We start from the raw sequence: 19890 nt of genomic DNA, 5'->3' as shown, positions 1-19890 counted from the left end.
GGGACCGCTGGTTGAGCTGATCGAACGATGTTGAGTGTGATCGACTCAAGTTTGACTTGACTCTCGGCGGGATCGGGATGCAGGATTGAGCCGACCACGCTCAGCATTGCTGGGACCGTGCTCCGTGCAGTGTCAGGGGCCGGGTCCGACGGCGCGGGAAAGCGCCGTGACGGGCATCGCCCCGACATCACACAAGCAGTCGATACATAGGAGGAAACACAATGGCTCGTGCGGTCGGAATCGACCTCGGGACCACGAACTCGGTCGTCGCCGTTCTCGAAGGTGGTGAGCCGGTCGTCGTCGCCAACTCGGAGGGTTCGCGCACCACACCCTCGGTCGTCGCCTTCGCCAAGAACGGTGAGGTGCTGGTGGGTCAGCCCGCCAAGAACCAGGCCGTCACCAACGTCGACCGCACCATCCGCTCGGTGAAGCGCCACATCGGCACCGACTGGAGCGTCGAGATCGACGACAAGAAGTACACCCCGCAGGAGATCAGCGCGCGCACGCTGATGAAGCTCAAGCGTGACGCCGAAGCCTACCTCGGTGAGGAGATCACCGACGCGGTCATCACCGTCCCCGCCTACTTCGAGGACGCCCAGCGCCAGGCCACCAAGGAAGCCGGCCAGATCGCAGGCCTGAACGTGCTGCGCATCGTCAACGAGCCCACCGCGGCCGCGCTGGCCTACGGCCTGGACAAGGGCGACAAGGAACAGACCATCCTGGTGTTCGACCTCGGTGGCGGCACCTTCGACGTCTCGCTGCTGGAAATCGGCGAGGGCGTCGTCGAGGTCCGCGCCACCTCCGGTGACAACCACCTCGGTGGTGACGACTGGGACGAGCGCGTCGTCGGCTGGCTGGTCGACAAGTTCAAGGCCAGCTCGGGCATCGACCTGACCAAGGACAAGATGGCCATGCAGCGTCTGCGCGAGGCTGCCGAGAAGGCCAAGATCGAACTGTCCTCGAGCCAGAGCACCTCGATCAACCTGCCCTACATCACCGTTGACGCGGACAAGAACCCGCTGTTCCTCGACGAGCAGCTGACCCGCGCCGAGTTCCAGAAGATCACCTCCGACCTGCTCGACCGCACCCGCGCGCCGTTCCAGTCCGTGATCAAGGACGCGGGCATCAAGGTCTCCGATATCGACCACGTCGTGCTGGTCGGTGGATCCACCCGTATGCCGGCTGTCTCCGAGCTGGTCAAGGAACTGACCGGTGGCAAGGAGCCCAACAAGGGCGTGAACCCGGACGAGGTCGTCGCCGTCGGCGCCGCCCTGCAGGCCGGTGTGCTCAAGGGTGAGGTCAAGGACGTCCTGCTGCTCGATGTCACCCCGCTGTCGCTGGGCATCGAGACCAAGGGTGGCGTGATGACCAAGCTCATCGAGCGCAACACCACCATTCCGACCAAGCGTTCGGAGACCTTCACCACCGCTGATGACAACCAGCCGTCGGTGCAGATCCAGGTGTTCCAGGGTGAGCGCGAGATCGCTTCGCACAACAAGCTGCTCGGTTCCTTCGAGCTGACCGGTATCCCGCCGGCCCCGCGCGGCGTGCCGCAGATCGAGGTCACCTTCGACATCGACGCCAACGGCATCGTGCACGTCACCGCGAAGGACAAGGGCACCGGCAAAGAGAACACGATCAAGATCCAGGACGGCTCCGGCCTGTCCAAGGAAGAGATCGACCGGATGGTCAAGGACGCCGAGGCGCACGCCGCCGAGGACAAGGCCCGCCGCGAGGAGGCCGAGACCCGCAACCAGGCCGAATCGCTGGTGCACCAGACCGAGAAGTTCATCGCCGACAACACCGACAAGGTGCCTGCCGACGTGAAGGAAAAGGTCGAGGCCGCGATCGGCGAGGCGAAGGAGGCCCTGAAGGGCACCGACATCGCCGCGGTCAAGACCGCCGTGGAGAAGCTGGCCACCGAGTCGCAGGCCCTCGGCCAGGCGATCTACGAGGCGTCCGCCGCCGATGCGGCCGCTTCCGGTAACGGTGCCTCCGCGACGGCCGACGACGATCAGGTCGTCGATGCCGAGGTCGTCGACGAGCCGGTGGACACGGAGAAGAAGTGACGAACGCGAACGCTGGGAACTCCGAGGAGCCGATCAGCTTCGTCGACAAGCGCAAGGTCGATCCCGATACCGGTGAGGTTCGGGAGCAGGCCGGGGCGGGCAATGGTGCCGCCCCGGCCGGGCCGGAGGCCGCCAACGGTGACGGCGGCGAAGCGCCGGTGTCGGATGCCTCCGTCGAACTGGCCGAGCGCACCGCCGATCTGCAACGCCTGACCGCCGAGTACACCAACTACCGGCGCCGGGTCGAACGCGACCGCAAGGCCGCGACCGATGCGGCCAAGGCGGGCGTGGTCACCGAACTGCTCGGCGTGCTCGATGATCTCGATCGCGCCAAGGCGCACGGTGATCTGGAATCTGGTCCGCTGAAGTCGGTAGCCGACAAGCTGGCCGACGCACTGCGCAAACAGGGTCTCGAGGAGTTCGGTTCGGAGGGTGAGCCTTTCGACCCGACCCTGCACGAGGCAGTGCAGCACGAGGGTTCCGGACATGATCCGGTGATCGGTCTCGTGATGCGCAAGGGTTATCGGTTCGGTGATCGGGTGCTTCGGCACGCACTGGTCGGGGTAACCGACGGTGTGGGTGATCTGCCCACCGCCGCCCCTGCCGACCAGGCCGAAGCGGCCGCGTCGGGCGACGCCGAGGCATCGGATGCTGATGCCGGCACCAACGAAGGTTAAAAGCGCGGCCGAGCCGCACGCGGTGCGCCGCACAATAGTGACGAAAGGAGGAGATGCCCGGTGAGTCAACGGGAGTGGATCGAGAAGGACTTCTACAAGGAGCTGGGTGTCTCCTCCGGCGCATCGCAGGACGAGATCAAGAAGGCCTACCGCAAACTCGCGCGTGACCTGCATCCGGATGCCAACCCCGGCGATACCAAGGCCGAGGAGCGGTTCAAGACCGTCAGCGAAGCGCATGCCGTGCTGTCGGATCCGGCCAAGCGCAAGGAGTACGACGACACCCGCAAGCTGTTCGCGGGCGGTGGCTACCCACGCGGCGGGTTCAACCCCGGCTCAGGCGGCGGATTCTCGCAAGAGTTCAACCTCGGCGATATCTTCGGCGCGGGTGCCACCGGCGGTGACGGCGGGATCGGCGATCTGTTCGGCGGATTGTTCAATCGGGGCGGCACGCGGTCGGCGAGCCGGCCGCGGCGCGGCGCCGATGTGGAAACCGAGACGACACTCGGCTTCCGCGAGGCCGCGCAGGGCGCCACAGTCCCGTTGCGGATGACCAGCCCTTCGCCGTGCACCACCTGCCATGGCAGTGGAGCCAAGCCCGGCACCAGTCCTCGGGTCTGTCCGAATTGCAATGGGACCGGCGTCATCAGCCGCAACCAGGGTGCGTTCGGTTTCAGCGAGCCGTGCGACGACTGCCGCGGTACCGGCTCGATCATCGACGACCCGTGCGTCGATTGCCATGGCAGCGGCATCCAGAACCGCACCCGCACCATTACCGTGCGCATCCCTCCTGGTGTTGCGGACGGGCAGCGGATCCGGTTGGCGGGCCAGGGCGAGGCGGGCCTGCGCGGTGCACCCTCGGGCGACCTGTTCGTCACGGTGCACGTCAGCCAGGACAAGGTCTTCGGCCGTAACGGCGATGATCTGACCCTGGTGCTGCCGGTCAGCTACGGCGAGCTGGTTCTCGGCACCACGGTGTCGGTGCCGACGCTGGAGGGCCGGGTCGGGGTGAAGGTGCCTGCGGGCACCGCCGACGGCCGCATCCTGCGAGTGCGCGGTCGCGGGGTACCCAAGCGCGGCGGCGGAGCCGGTGATCTGCTGGTCACCGTCAAGGTCGCGGTGCCGCAGAAATTGGACAACGACGCCACCGACGCGCTGCGTGCGCTGCAGGAGGCGGAGAAGGCCAGTGGTTTCGATCCGCGAGCGGGATGGGCAGGTGCGTAATGTCCGGCGATCCGAAGCAGGCATCCGGTGGGCCGTCGCGTGCCGAGTACTTCATGATCTCGGTGGCGGCGCAGTTGGCGGGCATGCATGCGCAGACGCTGCGTACCTATGACCGCCTCGGACTGGTAACGCCGCAACGTACTTCGGGTGGCGGGCGGCGCTATTCGGCCAGGGACGTCGAGTTGCTGCGCGAGGTGCAGCGGCTGTCCCAGGACGAGGGCGTCAACCTGGCAGGCATCAAACGGATCATCGAGCTCACCAATCAGGTCGAGGCCTTGCAGCAGCGGGTCGCCGAGCTGAACGCGGAGCTGGAGCGGACGCGGGCGAACTACCGTGCGGATCTGACCCCGCCGCAGCGCAGTACCGCGCTGGTGGTGTGGCAGCCGCGCAATCGCCGGTAGCCGTTCGGGCGGACGAGTTCTCGGGCCTCGGCTCGGTTCAGCAGTGAACCGGGACGGGGCCCGGTTCTCGTCCATGCTTCGTTGAGGATTTGCCATTAGATCGCTGTCGGATGCGAACTTCATTGTGAAGCTTGCATATTGAGTGGTCGAGTGACGGATTTCATCCGATTTATCCAGTCATTCAGTCGGTTTCGCGTCGAATTCGTACGCACTACCCTTGTTTCGGCGGAATTACACCTGGGATGTTTCATTCGTCCATTCCGCCGCCGGCTAACCTCGCCTACACTTCCAAGCCATCGGCTGCTGACGAGTGTCCCGCAGCACCTCACTCGCCGGCACGGATAGTGCTCGAATGCGAAATGGGGTTGTGACACACATGGATTCGCGATCCATCGCGCTGATAAGGACGACATTCAAAGCGGTTGCTGCGGAAGAGGGTGGGGCGGAGCGTTTGGCCAGATCGTTCTACGCGATCTTGTTCACCGACTATCCGCAGGTTCGCGATTATTTTCCCGCGGCGATGGATGCACAGCGCGATCGCCTTGTCAAGGCCATCGGATATGCGCTCGACCGGCTCGAGGAGCCGGAAAAGTTGCTGCCATTTCTCGCCCAGCTCGGTCGCGACCACCGCAAGTACGGCGTCCAGCGCGTCCACTACGCGGCGGTGGCGGAATCGTTGAAAGCGGCGATGCGCCGATTCGCCGGTTCGGAGATGTGGACCGATGAGGTGGAGCGCGCGTGGACCGAGGGCCTCACGCTCATCGCGGAGGCGATGATCGGCGGCGCCGAAAAGGAGAACGCACCGCCGGTGTGGACCGGCACCGTCGTCGAACGGCGCGAGGTATTACGCAATCTGGCGGTGGTCCGGCTGCAACTGGACCAGCCGATGCAGTACGCCGCCGGTCAGTATCTGAGCGTGCAGATTCCGTCGCGGCCACGCATGTGGCGCTATATGTCGCCCGCGGTACCCGCGAATGCCAACGGCGAGATCGAATTCCATATTCGATCCGTGCTCGGCGGCTGGGTCAGCCCGGCGATCGTCGGCAATACCGTGGTGGGTGATCAGTGGCTGCTCGGTGCGCCACTCGGCGGGCTCGGAATTCCGCGCAATACGAAACGTAAAATGCTGATGATCGGTTGCGGCACCGGAATCGCGCCGCTGCGAGCACAGCTCATGGCGATGGCGCAGCGACGGAGCAATCCCAAGGTGCATATGTTCGTCGGCGGGCATCATCCGTGTGATCTCTACGATCTGGACACGCTGAGCAAGCTGGCAGTCGCCAACAAATGGCTGACGGTGACGCCGGTGACCGAACGCGCCGAGAACCCGTGGTGGTACTACGACGGGGCGACTACCGAGAGATCCTGGCCCGGCCTCGAACCTCGGGTGACCGGGCAGATCGGAAAGATCGTCGCCTCCTATGGCGCATGGGCCGACCGTGATGTGCAGATCGTCGGCTCACCCTCCATGGTGCAGACCACCAAGTTCCGGCTGATGGCCACCGGGACACGCACCATGAACATTCGTCACGATCCGCTCTTCTGAACCGGCCGTACCGGCTGTGGAATCAGCCGCCCTCGAACTGGATTCGCTCCGCAGGCGTCCCGGTCTCCAGCAACCGCTCGACGGTCGCGCGTGTCATCGCCGGCGACCCACACACCAGCACCTGATGACGGTCGAACGCACCGTGCGAGCCGATCACATCCGCCAGCGTCCCGTACAGCAGCTCATCGGGAGCGAACCCGATATCGACCCGGGAGCGCTCGTGCCATTCGTCTGGCCGGTCCGAATCCTCCGGGCTCTCCACCACCGGAACCACGGTCAGCCAGGGCAATTCCTCGGCGAGCAGGGTCAGCATGTCCGCGGCGTAGAGCTCCCGCGGTGAGGCACCGCCGACGAACAGGTAGGTCGGCGGCTGCACCTCACGGCGGGCCAGTTCCAGGATCTGCGCGCGCATCGGCGCCAGACCTGTCCCGCCTGCGATCATCACGACCTCATCGCCCGTTGGGTCGATCGCGAACGTGCCAGCGGGCGCACCGAGCGTCCACTCGTCACCCGCGGCCGTATCGGCCACGATCCCGCCGCTGCACCAGCCGCCGGGCACGGTCCGCACATGGAACTCGAGCTTGCCGTCCAGCGACGGCGGCAGCGCCGGTGACAATCTGCGGCGCAGCCCAGGGAACTGCGGAACCCGCACCTCGACCGACTGTCCGGCGGTGAACGGGACGAACTCCCCGATCAGCCGGATCACTGCGAGATCATGGCGCAGTCGATGATGTCCGACGACGGTCGACTTCCACACGGGTGCTTCCGGAACCGCGCCGTTGCGCGGCGCATGCGGATCGATGTCCATACCTACTCTCAGAGGGGCTCTGGTGCGGGCGTCGGCCGGCACGGGCTTGTGTCCGATTGTGCCTGTTCCGGAGGCACTGTGTGGTGACGCTTCGCTACCACCTCCGGTCCTCGACCGGATCAGGTTGGCGTACTACCGGATTCGCGGTGGCCGGGCGAGATCCGGCCGTGCGCTCAGACGGGATCGGCGCTGATGATCGATTCCGGTGTGCCCACCGCGAGCAGCGCGCGCCTGGTGTCGGCGATCATCTTCGCCGATCCGGCGATCTGGATCTGGCGGTCCGACCACGACCCGAAGCTGGCGACCACCGCACCGAGATTTCCGACCAGACGCCGATGCATGCCGTATGGCGCGTCCGACGCCGGATGCGGATACCACCACGGATTCGTCTTCTGCTCGCAGACCGGCACGATGGTCAGCCACGGATTGCTCTGCGAGAGCTGCCACATGTTCTCCACGTCGTACAGGTCGCACGGGTACACGCCGCCGATGAAGAAGTGCACCCGCGGGTTGATACCGCGCTGTCCCATCTCGATCAGCTGAGCGCGCAGCGGGGCGATACCGGTGCCGGAGCCGATCATCAGCACGTCGCGGCCACTGTCCGGGTCGACACGCAAACCGCCGAGTGGGCCGCCGAGCAGCCAGCGGTCGCCGACGGTGGTGTCGTTGACGATGGCTGGGCTCACCCAGCCGCCGCGGACCTTGCGGACATGGAATTCGATTTCGCCGTACGGGTTGGCCGGAATGGCGGGGGACAGGTAGCGCCACATCTTCGGCCGCTGCGGCACTGCGACCGGCACGTACTGGCCGGCCTGGTAGGGGATCGGGCTGTCGGATTGCAGCCGCACGATGGCCAGGTCCTCTAGCACGTGCCGGTGCCCGACGACGGTGGCCTCCCAGTAGGGCGGTGAATCGTCGGAGTTGGCACCGATGGCCATGGCTGCGGCGATCAACAGGGTGATGTCACGCCAGCCGTCGGCCAGTTCGGCGGTCCAGGCCGGACCGTTGTAGGTATGGGCCGCGGCGAACAGGGCGCGGCCTGCGAGGTCGTAATGCGAGGCCTCGACACCGTACTTGCGGTGGTCGCGGGCCAGCTGTTCGAGGAACTTCTGCGCCCGATCCCAGTCCTCGAGGTGATCGAGCATGTACTGGATGGCCGTGACCAGCCGTTTCGGCTGCATATCCATAGCGGGGGGAAACAGTTCTCGCAGCCGAGGATCCTCGGCGAACAGATGACCATAAAACGCACTGATCAACCGCTCGGGTCCGTGCGGTGAGTCGATCACCGAACGGAAGTTGGCGCGGACCAGCGCAGCCGAACGCGCATCCACGGCGTGGGCTTCCTTTCCCTCGAATAGCTGCCCGGGGACCTACCCGTAACCGGCGGTCCTCCGTCGAGGCAAGTATCCCTGAAAACGCCGTGGTCATGTGGGTAAGGGCAGGTTACCGGCATTTGTCACATGTTGGATGCGCAACATCGTTCTGCGGGTCACGATCACGGCGTAGCGTTCGCATCGAGTCCGGCCCCAGCGCGCCGCGAAAATTGCCAAAGTTGAGCGGAACAGACTCAACCTTTCGAGCGTTGAACGATAGGACACCGTGCCGACGACGGCGGCAGGCCCTGCACGCATTCGGCACCGGGGAGACATCGACTAGTAGGAAGGTGCTTTGTGGACTCGTTCAATCCCACCACCAAGACCCAGGCGGCGCTCACCGCTGCCCTGCAGGCGGCCTCGGCCGCGGGCAATCCGGAGATCCGTCCGGCGCACTTGCTGGTGGCGTTGCTGGATCAAACCGACGGCATCGCCGCCCCCTTGCTGAAGGCCGTCGGTACGGATCCGGCAGCCGTCCGACGCGAGGCGCAAGACATCGTCGACCGATTGCCGCGGGCGACCGGAGCGACCACCACACCCCAGCTCGGCCGCGAAGCCCTTGCCGCGATCACCGCTGCGCAAGGACTCGCGACCGAGATGGGCGATGAATACGTCTCGACCGAGCACGTCATGGTCGGCTTGGCCGAGGGCGACACCGACATCACCATGTTGCTCACCAAGTACGGTGCCACCGCCGCCGCCCTGCGCGAGGCGTTCACCACCGTGCGTGGCAGTGCCCGGGTCACCAGCCCCGATCCGGAAGGCAGCTACCAGGCGCTGGAGAAGTACTCCACCGACCTCACCGACGCCGCCCGCGCGGGCAAGCTCGATCCGGTGATCGGGCGCGATACCGAGATCCGGCGCGTGGTCCAGGTGCTGTCGCGGCGCACCAAGAACAACCCGGTGCTCATCGGTGAGCCCGGTGTCGGCAAGACCGCCATCGTCGAGGGGCTGGCTCAGCGGATCGTCGCCGGTGACGTCCCCGAATCGCTGCGCGGTAAATCCGTGGTCTCGCTGGACCTCGGTGCGATGGTCGCGGGCGCGAAGTATCGCGGTGAATTCGAGGAGCGGCTCAAGGCCGTGCTCGAGGACATCAAGAACAGCGCGGGCCAGATCATCACCTTCATCGACGAACTGCACACCATCGTCGGCGCCGGTGCCACCGGCGAATCCGCGATGGACGCGGGCAACATGATCAAGCCGATGCTTGCCCGCGGTGAACTGCGCCTGGTCGGCGCCACCACGCTGGAGGAATACCGCCAGCACATCGAAAAGGACGCCGCGCTCGAGCGCCGGTTCCAGCAGGTGCTGGTCGGCGAGCCATCGGTGGAGGACACCGTCGGCATCCTGCGCGGGATCAAGGAGCGCTACGAGGTGCACCACGGTGTGCGCATCACCGACTCGGCACTGGTCGCTGCGGCCACGTTGTCCGACCGCTACATCACCTCCCGCTTCCTGCCGGACAAGGCGATCGACCTGGTCGACGAATCGGCCTCGCGGTTGCGCATGGAGATCGATTCCCGCCCGGTCGAAATCGACGAGGTCGAGCGCGCCGTGCGGCGACTCGAGATCGAGGAGGTCGCCCTCGCCAAGGAGACCGACGAGGCATCCGAGCAGCGGCTGGAGAAGCTGCGCTCCGAACTGGCCGACGACCGAGAGAAGCTCAATCAGCTCACCACTCGTTGGCAGAACGAGAAGAACGCCATCGACCAGGTCCGGGTCCTCAAAGAGGAACTGGAATCGTTGCGCGGTGCCTCCGACCGGGCCGAACGCGACGGCGATCTCGGCAAGGCGGCCGAGCTGCGCTACGGCAAGATTCCCGCGCTGGAAAAGCAGCTCGCCGAGGCCGAGAAGACGTCCGCGACCGCCGCTGACGGCGAGGTCATGCTGAAGGAAGAGGTGGGACCGGACGATATCGCCGAAGTGGTGTCGGCATGGACGGGCATTCCGGTAGGCCGCATGCTCGAGGGCGAGACGCAGAAGCTGCTGCGGATGGAGTCCGAACTCGGCAGGCGCGTCGTCGGGCAGACCGAGGCCGTGCAGGCGGTGTCGGACGCGGTGCGCCGGGCGCGCGCGGGCGTCGCCGATCCGAACCGGCCGACCGGCTCGTTCCTGTTCGTCGGTCCCACCGGCGTCGGCAAGACCGAGCTGGCCAAGGCGCTGGCCGACTTCCTGTTCGACGACGAGCGCGCCATGGTGCGCATCGACATGAGCGAGTACAGCGAGAAGCACGCCGTCGCGCGGCTGGTCGGCGCCCCGCCCGGATACGTCGGCTACGACCAGGGCGGTCAGCTCACCGAGGCGGTGCGGCGCAGGCCCTACACCGTGGTGCTGTTCGATGAGATCGAGAAGGCGCATCCGGATGTGTTCGACATCCTGCTCGCCGTACTCGACGAGGGACGGCTGACCGATGGCCAGGGTCGCACGGTCGACTTCCGCAACACCATCCTCATCCTCACCTCCAACTTGGGTGCCGGTGGCGACAAGGACTTCGTGATGAACGCTGTCCGCTCGGCGTTCAAACCGGAGTTCCTCAACCGGCTCGACGACGTCGTGATGTTCCACCCGCTCGATGAGGAGCAGCTGGAGTCCATCGTCGACATCCAGCTCGACCAGCTGCAGAAGCGGCTGTCGCAGCGCAGGCTGAAGCTGGACGTCAGCGATTCGGCGCGGTTCTGGCTGGCCGTGCGCGGCTATGACCCGGTCTACGGTGCGCGGCCGCTGCGCAGGCTGATCCAGCAGTCCATCGGCGACACCCTCGCCAAGGAACTGCTCGCCGGTGAGATCACCGACGGCGACACTGTGAAGGTCAACCTCAGCCCGGACGGTGACGCCCTGATCGTGGGTAGTTGATCGGCACTGGACGGGCGTCTCGAGTATCTCGACAAGAATGCTTGCGGCGCCCGTCCCTCGTACGCTTGGGTGCATGACCAACCCGAACGATCCGTGGGGGCAGCGGCCGGACGATTCGCCGACCGAACACCTGGGTCCGCCGGGTGGATCCGGAACCGAGCCGCTGCACACCACCGAATACACCGAGGCCTTCGGGCCGACGGCGTATCCGGGCTCCGATCAATACGAGTCGTGGAAACCGCCGTCGAACCCGACCCGCGAAATGCCCACCTACGAGAGCCAGTGGGGTGGTTATGAGGGGCAGCAATGGCAGCCGCCGACGCAGCCGACACCTGATCCGGCCGCGGTGGGCGGTCCGGGGGCGATGCCGCCGTCGGGTGGACAGCCGCGTCCACCCAGACGCAATACCGGCCTGTGGGTCGGGCTCGGCCTGGCCGTTGTCCTGTTGATCGCGGTGGCGGGCGCTGTCGCGGGCCTGCTGTTCGGTGGCGGAGATTCGACACCCTCGGCCAGCGATACCGCGACCTCATCTGTGCCAACCGCCGGCGGCACCCCGAACGCGACCCCCGGCCCGAATACGCCGCCGCTGGTCATTCCAAGCCTGCCCGGTATCGAGGGTATCGACGGCATCGGTGCCACCATGGGCACCATCACCGCCAACAATGCCGGCACGCTCACCGTCAGTTCGGTCGGTGGCTCGACCGTCACCGTCACCACAGACGCCAACACTCAGGTGATCTCGATGTCGGGTGGTTCCGCGGCGGATCTGCCGACCGGCGAACTCGTCGTCGTTCAGGGCGATAAGGCGCCCGACGGTTCGATTCACGCGAAAATCATCATCAGCACGGCGCTTCCGGGCGGCGGGCGATGACAGAATTTCGTGATCCGCCACAAACGCTGCGGCGCGCGCGGGTGGTGCCGGGCAAACGCCCGGTCGGCTCGATAGGCTAGACGACGATGACGGCTATGTGGTTCGGGTTGGCGGCGATCGCACTCGTGGGTGCGGTCGTGCTGCTGTATTTCGATCGGCTCCAGCGACAGCGGACCGGTCACGCGCGCCAGGTCTGGGCCAAGGCCCAGGGCTATACGTATGTGTCGGTGGAACCGGCACTGTCCTCGACCTGGCGGCGCGGTGCGCTGGCCAAGCTCGGCTATCTGTCCGCGGTCGACGTGGTCTCGGGTATCCGCAAGGGCGAGAAGTTCGTGCTCTTCGACCTCGAGGATTCCGCGACGCTGGTAGCCGTGCGCAGGCAGATCGGCTCCGATATCGACGTCGATATGCGCTTGAAGACCGCGGCCCCGCCCAAGGACCACGATCTGGAACTGCTCGGTGCCATCGGCGATCGCGTGGTCTTCGCGACCAATCCCGAAATCGCCAGGCATGCCGTCGATCAGCGGATGGTCGCCTTCATCGAGACGCTGCCCGAGACGGTGCAGATGCTGTGGAGTGAGGGCAACTGGACTCTCGGCATGCTGTCGGTCGGCACCCCGGCCAAGGAATGGGAAGCCGCGATCGACGCGGTGCTGCGGTTGTCCGGCCTGCTGCATGTGCTGCCGCCGGTCGCCGAACCACGCGGGATCGACAACGAGGGCGGGCGCGCGCACGGTCGTGCCCGGACCCGGGCCGCCGAGGTCGATGACGCAGATGAGCGCCCGGCCGCGCGGGTCGCGCCGCGGCGGTTCCGCGAGGACGAACCCGAGTCCGACGAGGTCGACTCCGACGACTTCGACACCGATTACGACGATGACGGCTACGACGACGCCGACTACGACGAATCCGATTACGACGAGCCGGACCATGACGAGACCGGCGGGATCGGCGCCAGGCCCGCCGCTCGGGCCGAGGCGGACGACGACCTTTCCGGCGACGCGGCCATTCCCTCGGAGCGCGATCCAGCGGGGCGCACCGGTGACGCCCCTGCGGATCCGCCACCCGCGCGCCGCCCGAGCCTGGCCGTCGTCCCCGACGCCCGTCCGGCCGCGCGTGAAGACCGCTGGTCCGGGGCCGATCGCCCCGAATCGGCCGACCGCACCAGCCGTCCGGCCGACTATCGTGCCCCCGCCGCCGACGATGACCTACCGCAGCTACCCGGCGGCCCGTTCCACCCTGGTTTCCGTCCGTACCAGGGCCCGGTGCCGAAGTAACCCGCTCTGCTCGGCGTCCACAGCGCACGCCGTACCCTTGACCCGCAGGTGCTGGCGGGCGGACTTCGCCGAAACCGCTGTGACGCGACTCGTTGAACACACGCGGAAGGACTCACATGATCGACCAGGCAACAACCGACCGGGACAGTTTGGCGGCGCTGGTGCGCGAACTCGCCGTTGTGCACGGCAAGGTGACGCTGTCCTCGGGTAAAGAGGCCGACTACTACGTCGACCTGCGTCGCGCGACCCTGCACCATCAGGCCGGGCCGCTGATCGGCAAACTGCTTCGCGAGCTGGTAGCCGACTGGGACTTCGATGCCGTCGGAGGGCTCACCATGGGCGCCGATCCGGTGGCGCTGGCCGTCATGCACGCGCCCGGCCGCCCGATCGACGCGTTCGTGGTGCGCAAGGCCGCCAAGACGCACGGCATGCAGCGCCAGATCGAAGGTCCCGACATCGTCGGCAAACGGGTGCTGGTCGTCGAGGACACCACCACCACCGGTAACTCGCCGCTCACGGCCGTGCGCGCGCTGCGTGAGGCGGGTGCGACCGTCGTCGGAGTGGCGACCGTGGTGGACCGGGAGACCGGCGCCGATCAGGTCATTGCCGCCGAGGGACTGGAGTACCGTTCGATTCTCGGACTGAAGGATCTCGCCCTGGGCTGAGTAGTTGCCCTCGGCTAGCCTGGTGCTGATTAATTCGGTAGTTGAAGGGTCGTGTGAGTCGCCGTGGTGAGCATTGCAGTCAAGAAGGGTCGCGACAATGTCGCGATGCTCGGTATCGGTGCCTACCGGCCGCAGCGCGTGGTCAGCAATGACGAGGTGTGCGAGGTTCTCGACTCGACCGACCAGTGGATCTACGAGCGCACCGGTGTTCGCAACCGTCGCTGGATCAGCGGCGACGAGACGCTGCGTTCGATGGCCGCGGCCGCCGGTGACCGCGCATTGAACAACACCGGCATCGACCGGTCCAAGATCGGTGCGCTCATCCTGTGTACCTCCAGCTGGCTCAAGCTCACCCCGCACGGCGCGCCGACCATTGCCTCGGACCTGGGCATCAACGGCATTCCCGCCTTCGATCTGACCTCCGGCTGCGGTGGTTTCGGATACGGCCTCGGTGTCGCCGCTGACCTGATCCGGTCGGGTTCGGCCGAATACGTGCTGGTCATCGGCGCCGAAACGATGACTGTCGGTCTCGACCCGACCGACCGCGGTACCGCGATGATCTTCGGTGACGGTGCGGGCGCCGTCGTCGTCGGCCCGAGCGAGGAGAACGGCATCTCCCCGACGGTGTGGGGGAGTGACGGCGAGAACGCCGAGGCCATCGCCCAGGACGTCGACTTCCTCGAATACATGAACAGGGCCGACGCGATCCAGGAAGAAGGCTACGACGGCGAGCCGCTGAAGCGGATGGCGCTGCGCATGGAAGGTCCCAAGGTGTTCCGCTGGGCCGCGGTGACGCTGCCGCGCGCGCTGTCGGACGCACTGAATGCCTCCGGGGTCGCCAAGGAGGACATCGAGGTGTTCGTGCCGCATCAGGCCAACGCCCGCATCAACGAGCTGATGAAGAAGAACCTCGGCCTGGCCGAGGACATCCCGATGGCCAATGACATCGAGAACACCGGCAACACCTCGGCCGCCTCGATCCCGCTGGCCATGGAGGAAATGCTGGTCACCGGTAAGGCCAAGGGCGGTCAGTTGGCGTTGCTGCTCGGGTTCGGTGCCGGGCTCAGCTACGCCGGGCAGGTCGTCACCCTGCCGCCCAAACCCGCCGAGCCGAGCTTCTGACAGATGCGGCCCTTTCGCACCGGATATCTCGTCGCCACCGCCGTCACCGTGTTCGGTGCCCTCACCGGGCGCGACAAGCTCCAATGGGTTGCCAAGCCGTTGATGATGCCGCTGCTCGCGGCGGATGTCGCGTGCACCGAAGCCGAACTCGACCCGACCGACCGGACCGTGCTGCTCGGCGCGCTCGGCGCCGCCACCGTCGGTGACGTGCTTCTCATCGCCCCTGATGACGACCGCAGGCTGATCGCCGGTGCGTCGTCGTTCGCGGTGATGCAGGCCGGGTACGCGACGCTGTGGTGGCGCCATGGTGCGCGGCCGCAACCGGCGATTGCTGTGCCGCGAGTGGTGGCGTGGCTTGGTGCGGGTGCGTTGATGCGTGCCAAGGCACCTGCCATAGCGGCGCCGTTGACGGCCTACGGTGCGACGCTGGGCACCGCGGCGGTGCTCGCATCGGATCCGGCACTCGCACCTGGTGCGGAAAACGTTGCGGGGTTGAATATTCCGAACGATGATCCGCGGAGCAGGCTCGGGCTGGGTGCGCTGCTGTTCACGGTGTCCGATGGGTTGATCGTGCTGCGGCGGCTGTTCGCGCGCAGTGAGCGGTCGCGGCGGGTGACCGAAGGTGTCATTCTGGCGACTTATGGTGCGGCGCAGTACTTGCTCGCCGATCCGAAGGCGCACGCGAACCGCGGCTGAGTGCGGCGTGGCCGGGGCGCACCGGCGCATGCGAAACGCGGTTCGCTCGAATCCTCCGGATCGGCGCTGCCACGGCGATCACGGTGAGTGCTCGGCGCCTGTCAGAGACAGAACATCACTCGATCCCGGTTTGCCGGGTCGACGCGGATCGAAATCGTCTCCCCGATCGCCAAGCGCTCCTTGTCGGCTGGCGTCACGTCGTAAACCACCGTCCCCCGGTAACTTTCGGACCCCGGCACGGTGAACTCCAGATCCAACTCGGTCATCTCACTGTGATGATCGGTCCGCGCCAGCGGCCGCACATGCTCGACCCGTGCCCAGCCCTCGATCCCGTGCCGCGCCAGCTGCCGATCCGCCTTCGACGGCCGCCCGGTCCACATCAACCCGATCCCGATACACGACCCGAACATCCCCACCAGCGCCATGATCTGGAACGGCACGGTCCCGTCCGGCGTATGGTTCACCACCCACCCCAGCCACAGCGCAAGCAGGATCAGGTACCCGGCCGTCACCCCGAGCACCACCCGCAACACTCGCACGTGGTCCATGCGCCATCACCCCGTAGGTCCAGGATATGCCTGGAACGGCACGTGAGCAGATGAGTCGCGGTGTCCGAATATCGCCAGCGTCTAGTTCTGTGCGGCGCAACACTGATTCCATGTCCGACCACACCGCGCTCGACGTCCTCACCGGCATGTACGCCGCCGAAGCTCGCTACCTGGCCGCAGGTGGCCCAGGTCGAGCCTCCTTCGCTACCCTCGCTCCCTACTTCTCCCCGGACGTCGTCCTTTACCAGGCCGATGCCCTCCCATACGGGGGCATCTGGCGTGGCCACACCGGCCTCGAACGCTTCTTCACCGCAATGAGCGCCGTATGGGAAGTCTTCGACCTCCTCGACCAGCAATTCCTCGCCACCGGCACCACCGCCGTAGTCCACACCCGAATCCACGCCCGAGCCCGCGCCACCGGACGTGAGCTCGACTTCCCGATCCTGCAAACCCTGCGCCTGGAGAACGGCCGGATCGCCGAGATCCGGCCGTTCTACTGGGACACCAAGACCATCGCCGCCGTGACGACGCTCCTCGCACCCGAACCTGCCGCCGGGAGCTCGTAGCCTCAGGCAGGACCGTCAAAGATCGAGCGGGCGGTCGTGGACGGTTCAGCTGCGGTCCCCCATTTCGGCAGCGCGGTACTGCAGGCCAGCGATCCACGTGCCTGCCGATTTCGGCACCGCCACATCGAGATGGAGATAAACCTGACCGAAGATGTCAGGTTTCGGTGCCAGGATCGACGTCCATGACGACCCTCTACTACACCGCGACCAGCCTCGACGGCTACATCGCCGACCCGGACAACTCCTTGGATTGGCTGATGGCCGTGGCCGACGCCGATACCGCGACCAGCGATGTGGACGAGTTCCTGCTCGGCGTCGGAGCCATGTGTATGGGCGCAACGACCTACGAATGGATGGCCGCCAACAACCCACAGGAGTACTGGCCGGAGAACTACGGTGACCGCCCCTGCTGGGTGTTCACCCATCGCGACCTGCCCGCGATCCCCGGAGCGAACCTCCACTTCGCCGCAGGCGATGTGGGCGCGGTGCACGAGCAGATGGCCGCGGCGGCGGGCGATCGCGACATCTGGGTGGTCGGCGGCGGAGAACTGGCCGGGCAATTCGCCGACGCGGGCCTGCTCGACGAAGTGATCGTCGGCATCACCCCGGTGACGCTCGGTGGCGGTGCGCCGCTGCTGCCGCGCCGGATCCTCTCGGACCGGATGCGGTTGGTCGGTGTCGAGCAGATGGGCCAGTTCGCCAAGCTCACCTATCGACTGACCTGAGCGGGCTTGGAAAGGCCCAACTGAGCCGAGGCGGTGCGTATCAACGTCAAGCCCGCCCGGCGGGTCGTTCACATCCCCGCCGCGCTCACCAAATGCGCCGCCTCCATCAGCATCCACCCCGACAATTGCACCGACAGATCGCGTTCGGGCACCTTCGATGACGTCACCGAACCGCCGGAAGTGAAGTGCCCGGCGCCGGAACTTCCGCCTGGAAGCTGTGCCTGTTTGCTCCAGTCGTGGCCGAACAGCGGTTCGCCCTCCACCTCGAGGCGGTTCGTCCACGCCGCCTTCGCCGACGACAGCACGATCGAGGCGGCGCAGCGCCGGTCGGCTTCCTGCTCTGCGTCATCGCCGGGAAGCATCAAGGCCACCACTGCGAGGTAGCGGATCAATATGCCGTTGAACAGGCCACCGTCTCCGCCACCGCCACCTTGGACGACGCCGCGCGTTGTCATCCGGTCCTCGACCGCGGCCAGCAGGCGATGCACTCGCTCGAGGTGTTTCGCCTCTCCGGTGTGGACCGCGAGTTCGGTCTCCAGGCCGAGCACGACACCCTGGCAGTAGGTGAACACCGGGCGTTCGATCTCACCGGAGGGCAGATGGATGCCGTCCAGGATCAGCCCGGTCTCCGGGTCGCGCAGTGTGGCGTCGAGCCAGTCGGCCATCTCGGCTGCGCGTTCATGGCGGCCGAGCCGCAGCAACGCGATCGCCGCCGGACCGTTCGCGGGCGCATTGAAATAGTCGGCGCCCACCCGCCAGGGAATGCCGCCACCGGTATCGGGGTCCCAGGATTCGTAGAGTTCCTTCCCCAGCGCGAGCAGCGCTCCAGGTGCCTCCTCGGTGTCCTGGGTCCGGTGCGCGCGCTCCACAGCGATGGCCAGCCAAGCCATATCGTCGTAGTAGCGGTTGGTCCAGCCGGTGATGTTGCGCAGGCGATGCGAGCGGGCGAGGGCGCTGATCCGTTTGCGGCGGGCCGGAGTCGGCACCCGGGTGGCCGCGTCGACCGCACAGTCGATCAGATGCGCCTGCCACCAGTAATGCCAGGACATGAACAGGCGCTCACGTCTGGTGGCCGGCCAGCCGACCACGCCGAGTGTGGTGCCGGGCAGTCCCCACAGCGGACGCAGATGCCGGGAGATGATGGCCGATTCGGCCATATCGGCGCGTTCGGACCACAGCGTGGGCGTCGGCTCATTGAATTCCCCCTGACGCCGGGCGTCCCTCCGCGTGGTCATAGCTCCAATGGTGCCAGGTCGGGACCGGGTTTCGCCGTCTAATTGTTACCAGGCTGTGGTCAGATCGGCATGTTGACCTATCCAGGCGTGCATGGCGATGCCTGCGGCCACACCGGCATTGATGCTGCGGGTGGAGCCGAACTGAGCAATGGACACCGTCAGCGTCGCGGCTTCGCGAGCATGTTCGGTGACGCCGGGGCCCTCCTGGCCGAACAGCAGCAGGCAGCGGCGCGGGAGTCGAGCGGTTTCCAACGGCACCGAACCGGGGACATTGTCGACCGCGACGACGGTCAGTTCCTCCCGGCGGGCGAACTCCATCAGGGCGGCGATATCGGTGTGGTGCTCGATGTGCTGATAGCGGTCGGTGACCATGGCGCCGCGACGATTCCAGCGCCGTCTACCGATGATGTGCACCGCCGCGGCCGCGAACGCGTTGGCAGTGCGGACAACGGTGCCGATATTCGCGTCGTGTCCGAAGTTCTCGATCGCGACGTGGAAGGGATGCCTGCGCCGATCGATATCGGCGACGATCGCTTCGCGAGTCCAATACCGATAGGCGTCGACCACGTTGCGGCGATCGCCCTCGGCGAGCAGCACCGGATCGAGTCGTGGATCGTCCGGTGGCTGCCCGCCGAATTCGTCTGCCCATGGGCCGACACCGTGCGGATGCTCGCCCCATTCGGTGGGTCCGGGTAGCTGTTCCGGCACGTCCGGCGCGAGGTCGTTCACGCCGACGATGCTAATTCCCGAGGTGACGTCGCCGGAGGTCGGCAGGCGCGAACTACGCGGAGGCGCCGATGGCGATGACGACGATGATGATGTACAGGATGAAGAAGACGATCGAGACGATCAGCAGAATCGACGAGATCATCCCGCAGATGTAGCCCGCCTTGACGTTCCCCCGACCCCCGATCATCCCCCCGGAAGCGTCGATTTCAGCCAGCGCCTTCTTACCCATCGTCCACGCGAACGGCCCGAGAATGCCACACATGACCAGGCTGAGGATGCCGAGGATCAGGATCGTGGTGGCCTGGGGATGATCCTGCGGCGGACCGTATCCGTAGGGCTGTGGGTAACCGGGCGCGCCGTAACCGGGCGCCGCACCATAACCTGGTGCCGCGCCATAGGGTTGCGCGCCGTATGGCTGCGCAGCGTAGGGGTCCGAGCCGTGGGACTTGTATGGATCGGAGCCGGGCGGCTGCTGCGGTGGGTATGTCATGCCGGTGATGTTAACGGTGGG

Annotated in this window: 19 protein-coding genes; 13 read left to right on the top strand and 6 right to left on the bottom strand. The window is 66.4% G+C overall.

Annotated elements, in window-relative coordinates:
* Positions 1-221: 221 nt before the first annotated feature.
* The 5 genes from dnaK to GV792_RS09145 all read left to right on the top strand — a co-directional run bounded on the left by dnaK (position 222) and on the right by GV792_RS09145 (position 5914).
* Complete coding sequence (gene dnaK, locus GV792_RS09165) at positions 222-2069, top strand: molecular chaperone DnaK (protein ID WP_163823587.1); 1848 nt, start codon at positions 222-224, stop codon at positions 2067-2069.
* The gene (grpE, locus tag GV792_RS09160; protein WP_163823586.1) at positions 2066-2746 is read left to right on the top strand and encodes a nucleotide exchange factor GrpE; all 681 of its coding nucleotides are present in this window, start codon (positions 2066-2068) and stop codon (positions 2744-2746) included. The genes dnaK and grpE overlap by 4 nt, the downstream gene beginning before the upstream one ends.
* Positions 2747-2806: 60 nt before the next feature.
* A complete protein-coding gene (gene dnaJ, locus GV792_RS09155; RefSeq protein WP_163823585.1) occupies positions 2807-3967 on the top strand; it encodes a molecular chaperone DnaJ in 1161 nt (386 codons plus the stop codon).
* The gene (locus tag GV792_RS09150) at positions 3967-4368 is read left to right on the top strand and encodes a heat shock protein transcriptional repressor HspR (RefSeq protein WP_163823584.1); all 402 of its coding nucleotides are present in this window, start codon (positions 3967-3969) and stop codon (positions 4366-4368) included. The genes dnaJ and GV792_RS09150 overlap by 1 nt, the downstream gene beginning before the upstream one ends.
* A gap of 376 nt (positions 4369-4744) precedes the next feature.
* A complete protein-coding gene (locus GV792_RS09145; protein WP_163823583.1) occupies positions 4745-5914 on the top strand; it encodes a globin domain-containing protein in 1170 nt (389 codons plus the stop codon).
* A gap of 22 nt (positions 5915-5936) precedes the next feature.
* Here the strand turns inward: GV792_RS09145 and GV792_RS09140 are convergent, their stop codons facing one another.
* On the bottom strand, positions 5937-6722 hold the full coding sequence (locus GV792_RS09140; protein ID WP_163823582.1) for an FAD-binding oxidoreductase: 786 nt from the start codon (positions 6720-6722) through the stop codon (positions 5937-5939).
* A gap of 173 nt (positions 6723-6895) precedes the next feature.
* Entirely contained in the window at positions 6896-8053 is a 1158-nt protein-coding gene (locus GV792_RS09135) for an FAD-binding oxidoreductase (protein ID WP_163823581.1), read from the bottom strand.
* A 339-nt stretch (positions 8054-8392) separates the two neighbouring features.
* On the opposite strand from GV792_RS09135, the gene clpB reads away from it, so the two are divergent.
* The 6 genes from clpB to GV792_RS09105 all read left to right on the top strand — a co-directional run bounded on the left by clpB (position 8393) and on the right by GV792_RS09105 (position 15576).
* A complete protein-coding gene (gene clpB / locus GV792_RS09130; RefSeq protein ID WP_163823580.1) occupies positions 8393-10948 on the top strand; it encodes an ATP-dependent chaperone ClpB in 2556 nt (851 codons plus the stop codon).
* 73 nt (positions 10949-11021) lie between these two features.
* Positions 11022-11819, top strand: a complete 798-nt coding sequence (locus GV792_RS09125; RefSeq protein WP_163823579.1) for a DUF5666 domain-containing protein — start codon at positions 11022-11024, stop codon at positions 11817-11819.
* Between the two features lie 86 nt (positions 11820-11905).
* Positions 11906-13093: a hypothetical protein gene (locus GV792_RS09120; RefSeq protein ID WP_256673784.1), complete on the top strand. Its 1188-nt coding sequence runs from the start codon at positions 11906-11908 to the stop codon at positions 13091-13093.
* 116 nt (positions 13094-13209) lie between these two features.
* Positions 13210-13758: an orotate phosphoribosyltransferase gene (gene pyrE, locus GV792_RS09115; protein WP_036541023.1), complete on the top strand. Its 549-nt coding sequence runs from the start codon at positions 13210-13212 to the stop codon at positions 13756-13758.
* 63 nt (positions 13759-13821) lie between these two features.
* The gene (locus GV792_RS09110) at positions 13822-14880 is read left to right on the top strand and encodes a beta-ketoacyl-ACP synthase 3 (RefSeq protein ID WP_163823578.1); all 1059 of its coding nucleotides are present in this window, start codon (positions 13822-13824) and stop codon (positions 14878-14880) included.
* A gap of 3 nt (positions 14881-14883) precedes the next feature.
* Positions 14884-15576, top strand: a complete 693-nt coding sequence (locus GV792_RS09105; RefSeq protein WP_163823577.1) for a lysoplasmalogenase — start codon at positions 14884-14886, stop codon at positions 15574-15576.
* 101 nt (positions 15577-15677) lie between these two features.
* Here the strand turns inward: GV792_RS09105 and GV792_RS09100 are convergent, their stop codons facing one another.
* Positions 15678-16124, bottom strand: coding sequence for a DUF3592 domain-containing protein (locus tag GV792_RS09100; RefSeq protein WP_163823576.1), 447 nt, complete (start codon positions 16122-16124; stop codon positions 15678-15680).
* 110 nt (positions 16125-16234) lie between these two features.
* On the opposite strand from GV792_RS09100, the gene GV792_RS09095 reads away from it, so the two are divergent.
* Together GV792_RS09095 and GV792_RS09090 are read left to right on the top strand one after the other, a co-directional pair.
* Complete coding sequence (locus GV792_RS09095; protein ID WP_163823575.1) at positions 16235-16690, top strand: nuclear transport factor 2 family protein; 456 nt, start codon at positions 16235-16237, stop codon at positions 16688-16690.
* Between the two features lie 182 nt (positions 16691-16872).
* Positions 16873-17415, top strand: a complete 543-nt coding sequence (locus tag GV792_RS09090) for a dihydrofolate reductase family protein (protein WP_163823574.1) — start codon at positions 16873-16875, stop codon at positions 17413-17415.
* 68 nt (positions 17416-17483) lie between these two features.
* Here GV792_RS09090 and GV792_RS09085 read toward each other — a convergent pair whose 3' ends face one another.
* The 3 genes from GV792_RS09085 to GV792_RS30060 form a co-directional block, all read right to left on the bottom strand.
* Positions 17484-18572, bottom strand: coding sequence for a glycoside hydrolase family 76 protein (locus tag GV792_RS09085; RefSeq protein WP_163823626.1), 1089 nt, complete (start codon positions 18570-18572; stop codon positions 17484-17486).
* Between the two features lie 123 nt (positions 18573-18695).
* A complete protein-coding gene (locus GV792_RS09080) occupies positions 18696-19379 on the bottom strand; it encodes a TrmH family RNA methyltransferase (RefSeq protein WP_163823573.1) in 684 nt (227 codons plus the stop codon).
* A 52-nt stretch (positions 19380-19431) separates the two neighbouring features.
* Entirely contained in the window at positions 19432-19869 is a 438-nt protein-coding gene (locus GV792_RS30060) for a DUF4190 domain-containing protein (protein WP_306043977.1), read from the bottom strand.
* Between the last annotated feature and the right edge of the window lie 21 nt (positions 19870-19890).

It is taken from the genome of Nocardia cyriacigeorgica (genome assembly GCF_010868145.1).
Lineage (GTDB): Bacteria > Actinomycetota > Actinomycetes > Mycobacteriales > Mycobacteriaceae > Nocardia > Nocardia cyriacigeorgica_D.
This window is presented reverse-complemented; position numbering and strand designations above follow the sequence as displayed.

Bases quoted from the DNA above. Each gene is read 5' to 3' on its own strand.
- GV792_RS09140 (WP_163823582.1), bottom strand. From the start codon at position 6,722: ATGGACATCGATCCGCATGCGCCGCGCAACGGCGCGGTTCCGGAAGCA.
- pyrE (WP_036541023.1), top strand. From the start codon at position 13,210: ATGATCGACCAGGCAACAACCGACCGGGACAGTTTGGCGGCGCTGGTG.
- dnaK (WP_163823587.1), top strand. From the start codon at position 222: ATGGCTCGTGCGGTCGGAATCGACCTCGGGACCACGAACTCGGTCGTC.
- GV792_RS09090 (WP_163823574.1), top strand. From the start codon at position 16,873: ATGACGACCCTCTACTACACCGCGACCAGCCTCGACGGCTACATCGCC.
- GV792_RS09150 (WP_163823584.1), top strand. From the start codon at position 3,967: ATGTCCGGCGATCCGAAGCAGGCATCCGGTGGGCCGTCGCGTGCCGAG.
- GV792_RS09125 (WP_163823579.1), top strand. From the start codon at position 11,022: ATGACCAACCCGAACGATCCGTGGGGGCAGCGGCCGGACGATTCGCCG.
- GV792_RS09145 (WP_163823583.1), top strand. From the start codon at position 4,745: ATGGATTCGCGATCCATCGCGCTGATAAGGACGACATTCAAAGCGGTT.
- GV792_RS09085 (WP_163823626.1), bottom strand. From the start codon at position 18,572: ATGGCCGAATCGGCCATCATCTCCCGGCATCTGCGTCCGCTGTGGGGA.
- GV792_RS09100 (WP_163823576.1), bottom strand. From the start codon at position 16,124: ATGGACCACGTGCGAGTGTTGCGGGTGGTGCTCGGGGTGACGGCCGGG.
- GV792_RS09105 (WP_163823577.1), top strand. From the start codon at position 14,884: ATGCGGCCCTTTCGCACCGGATATCTCGTCGCCACCGCCGTCACCGTG.
- GV792_RS09120 (WP_256673784.1), top strand. From the start codon at position 11,906: ATGACGGCTATGTGGTTCGGGTTGGCGGCGATCGCACTCGTGGGTGCG.
- GV792_RS30060 (WP_306043977.1), bottom strand. From the start codon at position 19,869: ATGACATACCCACCGCAGCAGCCGCCCGGCTCCGATCCATACAAGTCC.
- GV792_RS09095 (WP_163823575.1), top strand. From the start codon at position 16,235: ATGTCCGACCACACCGCGCTCGACGTCCTCACCGGCATGTACGCCGCC.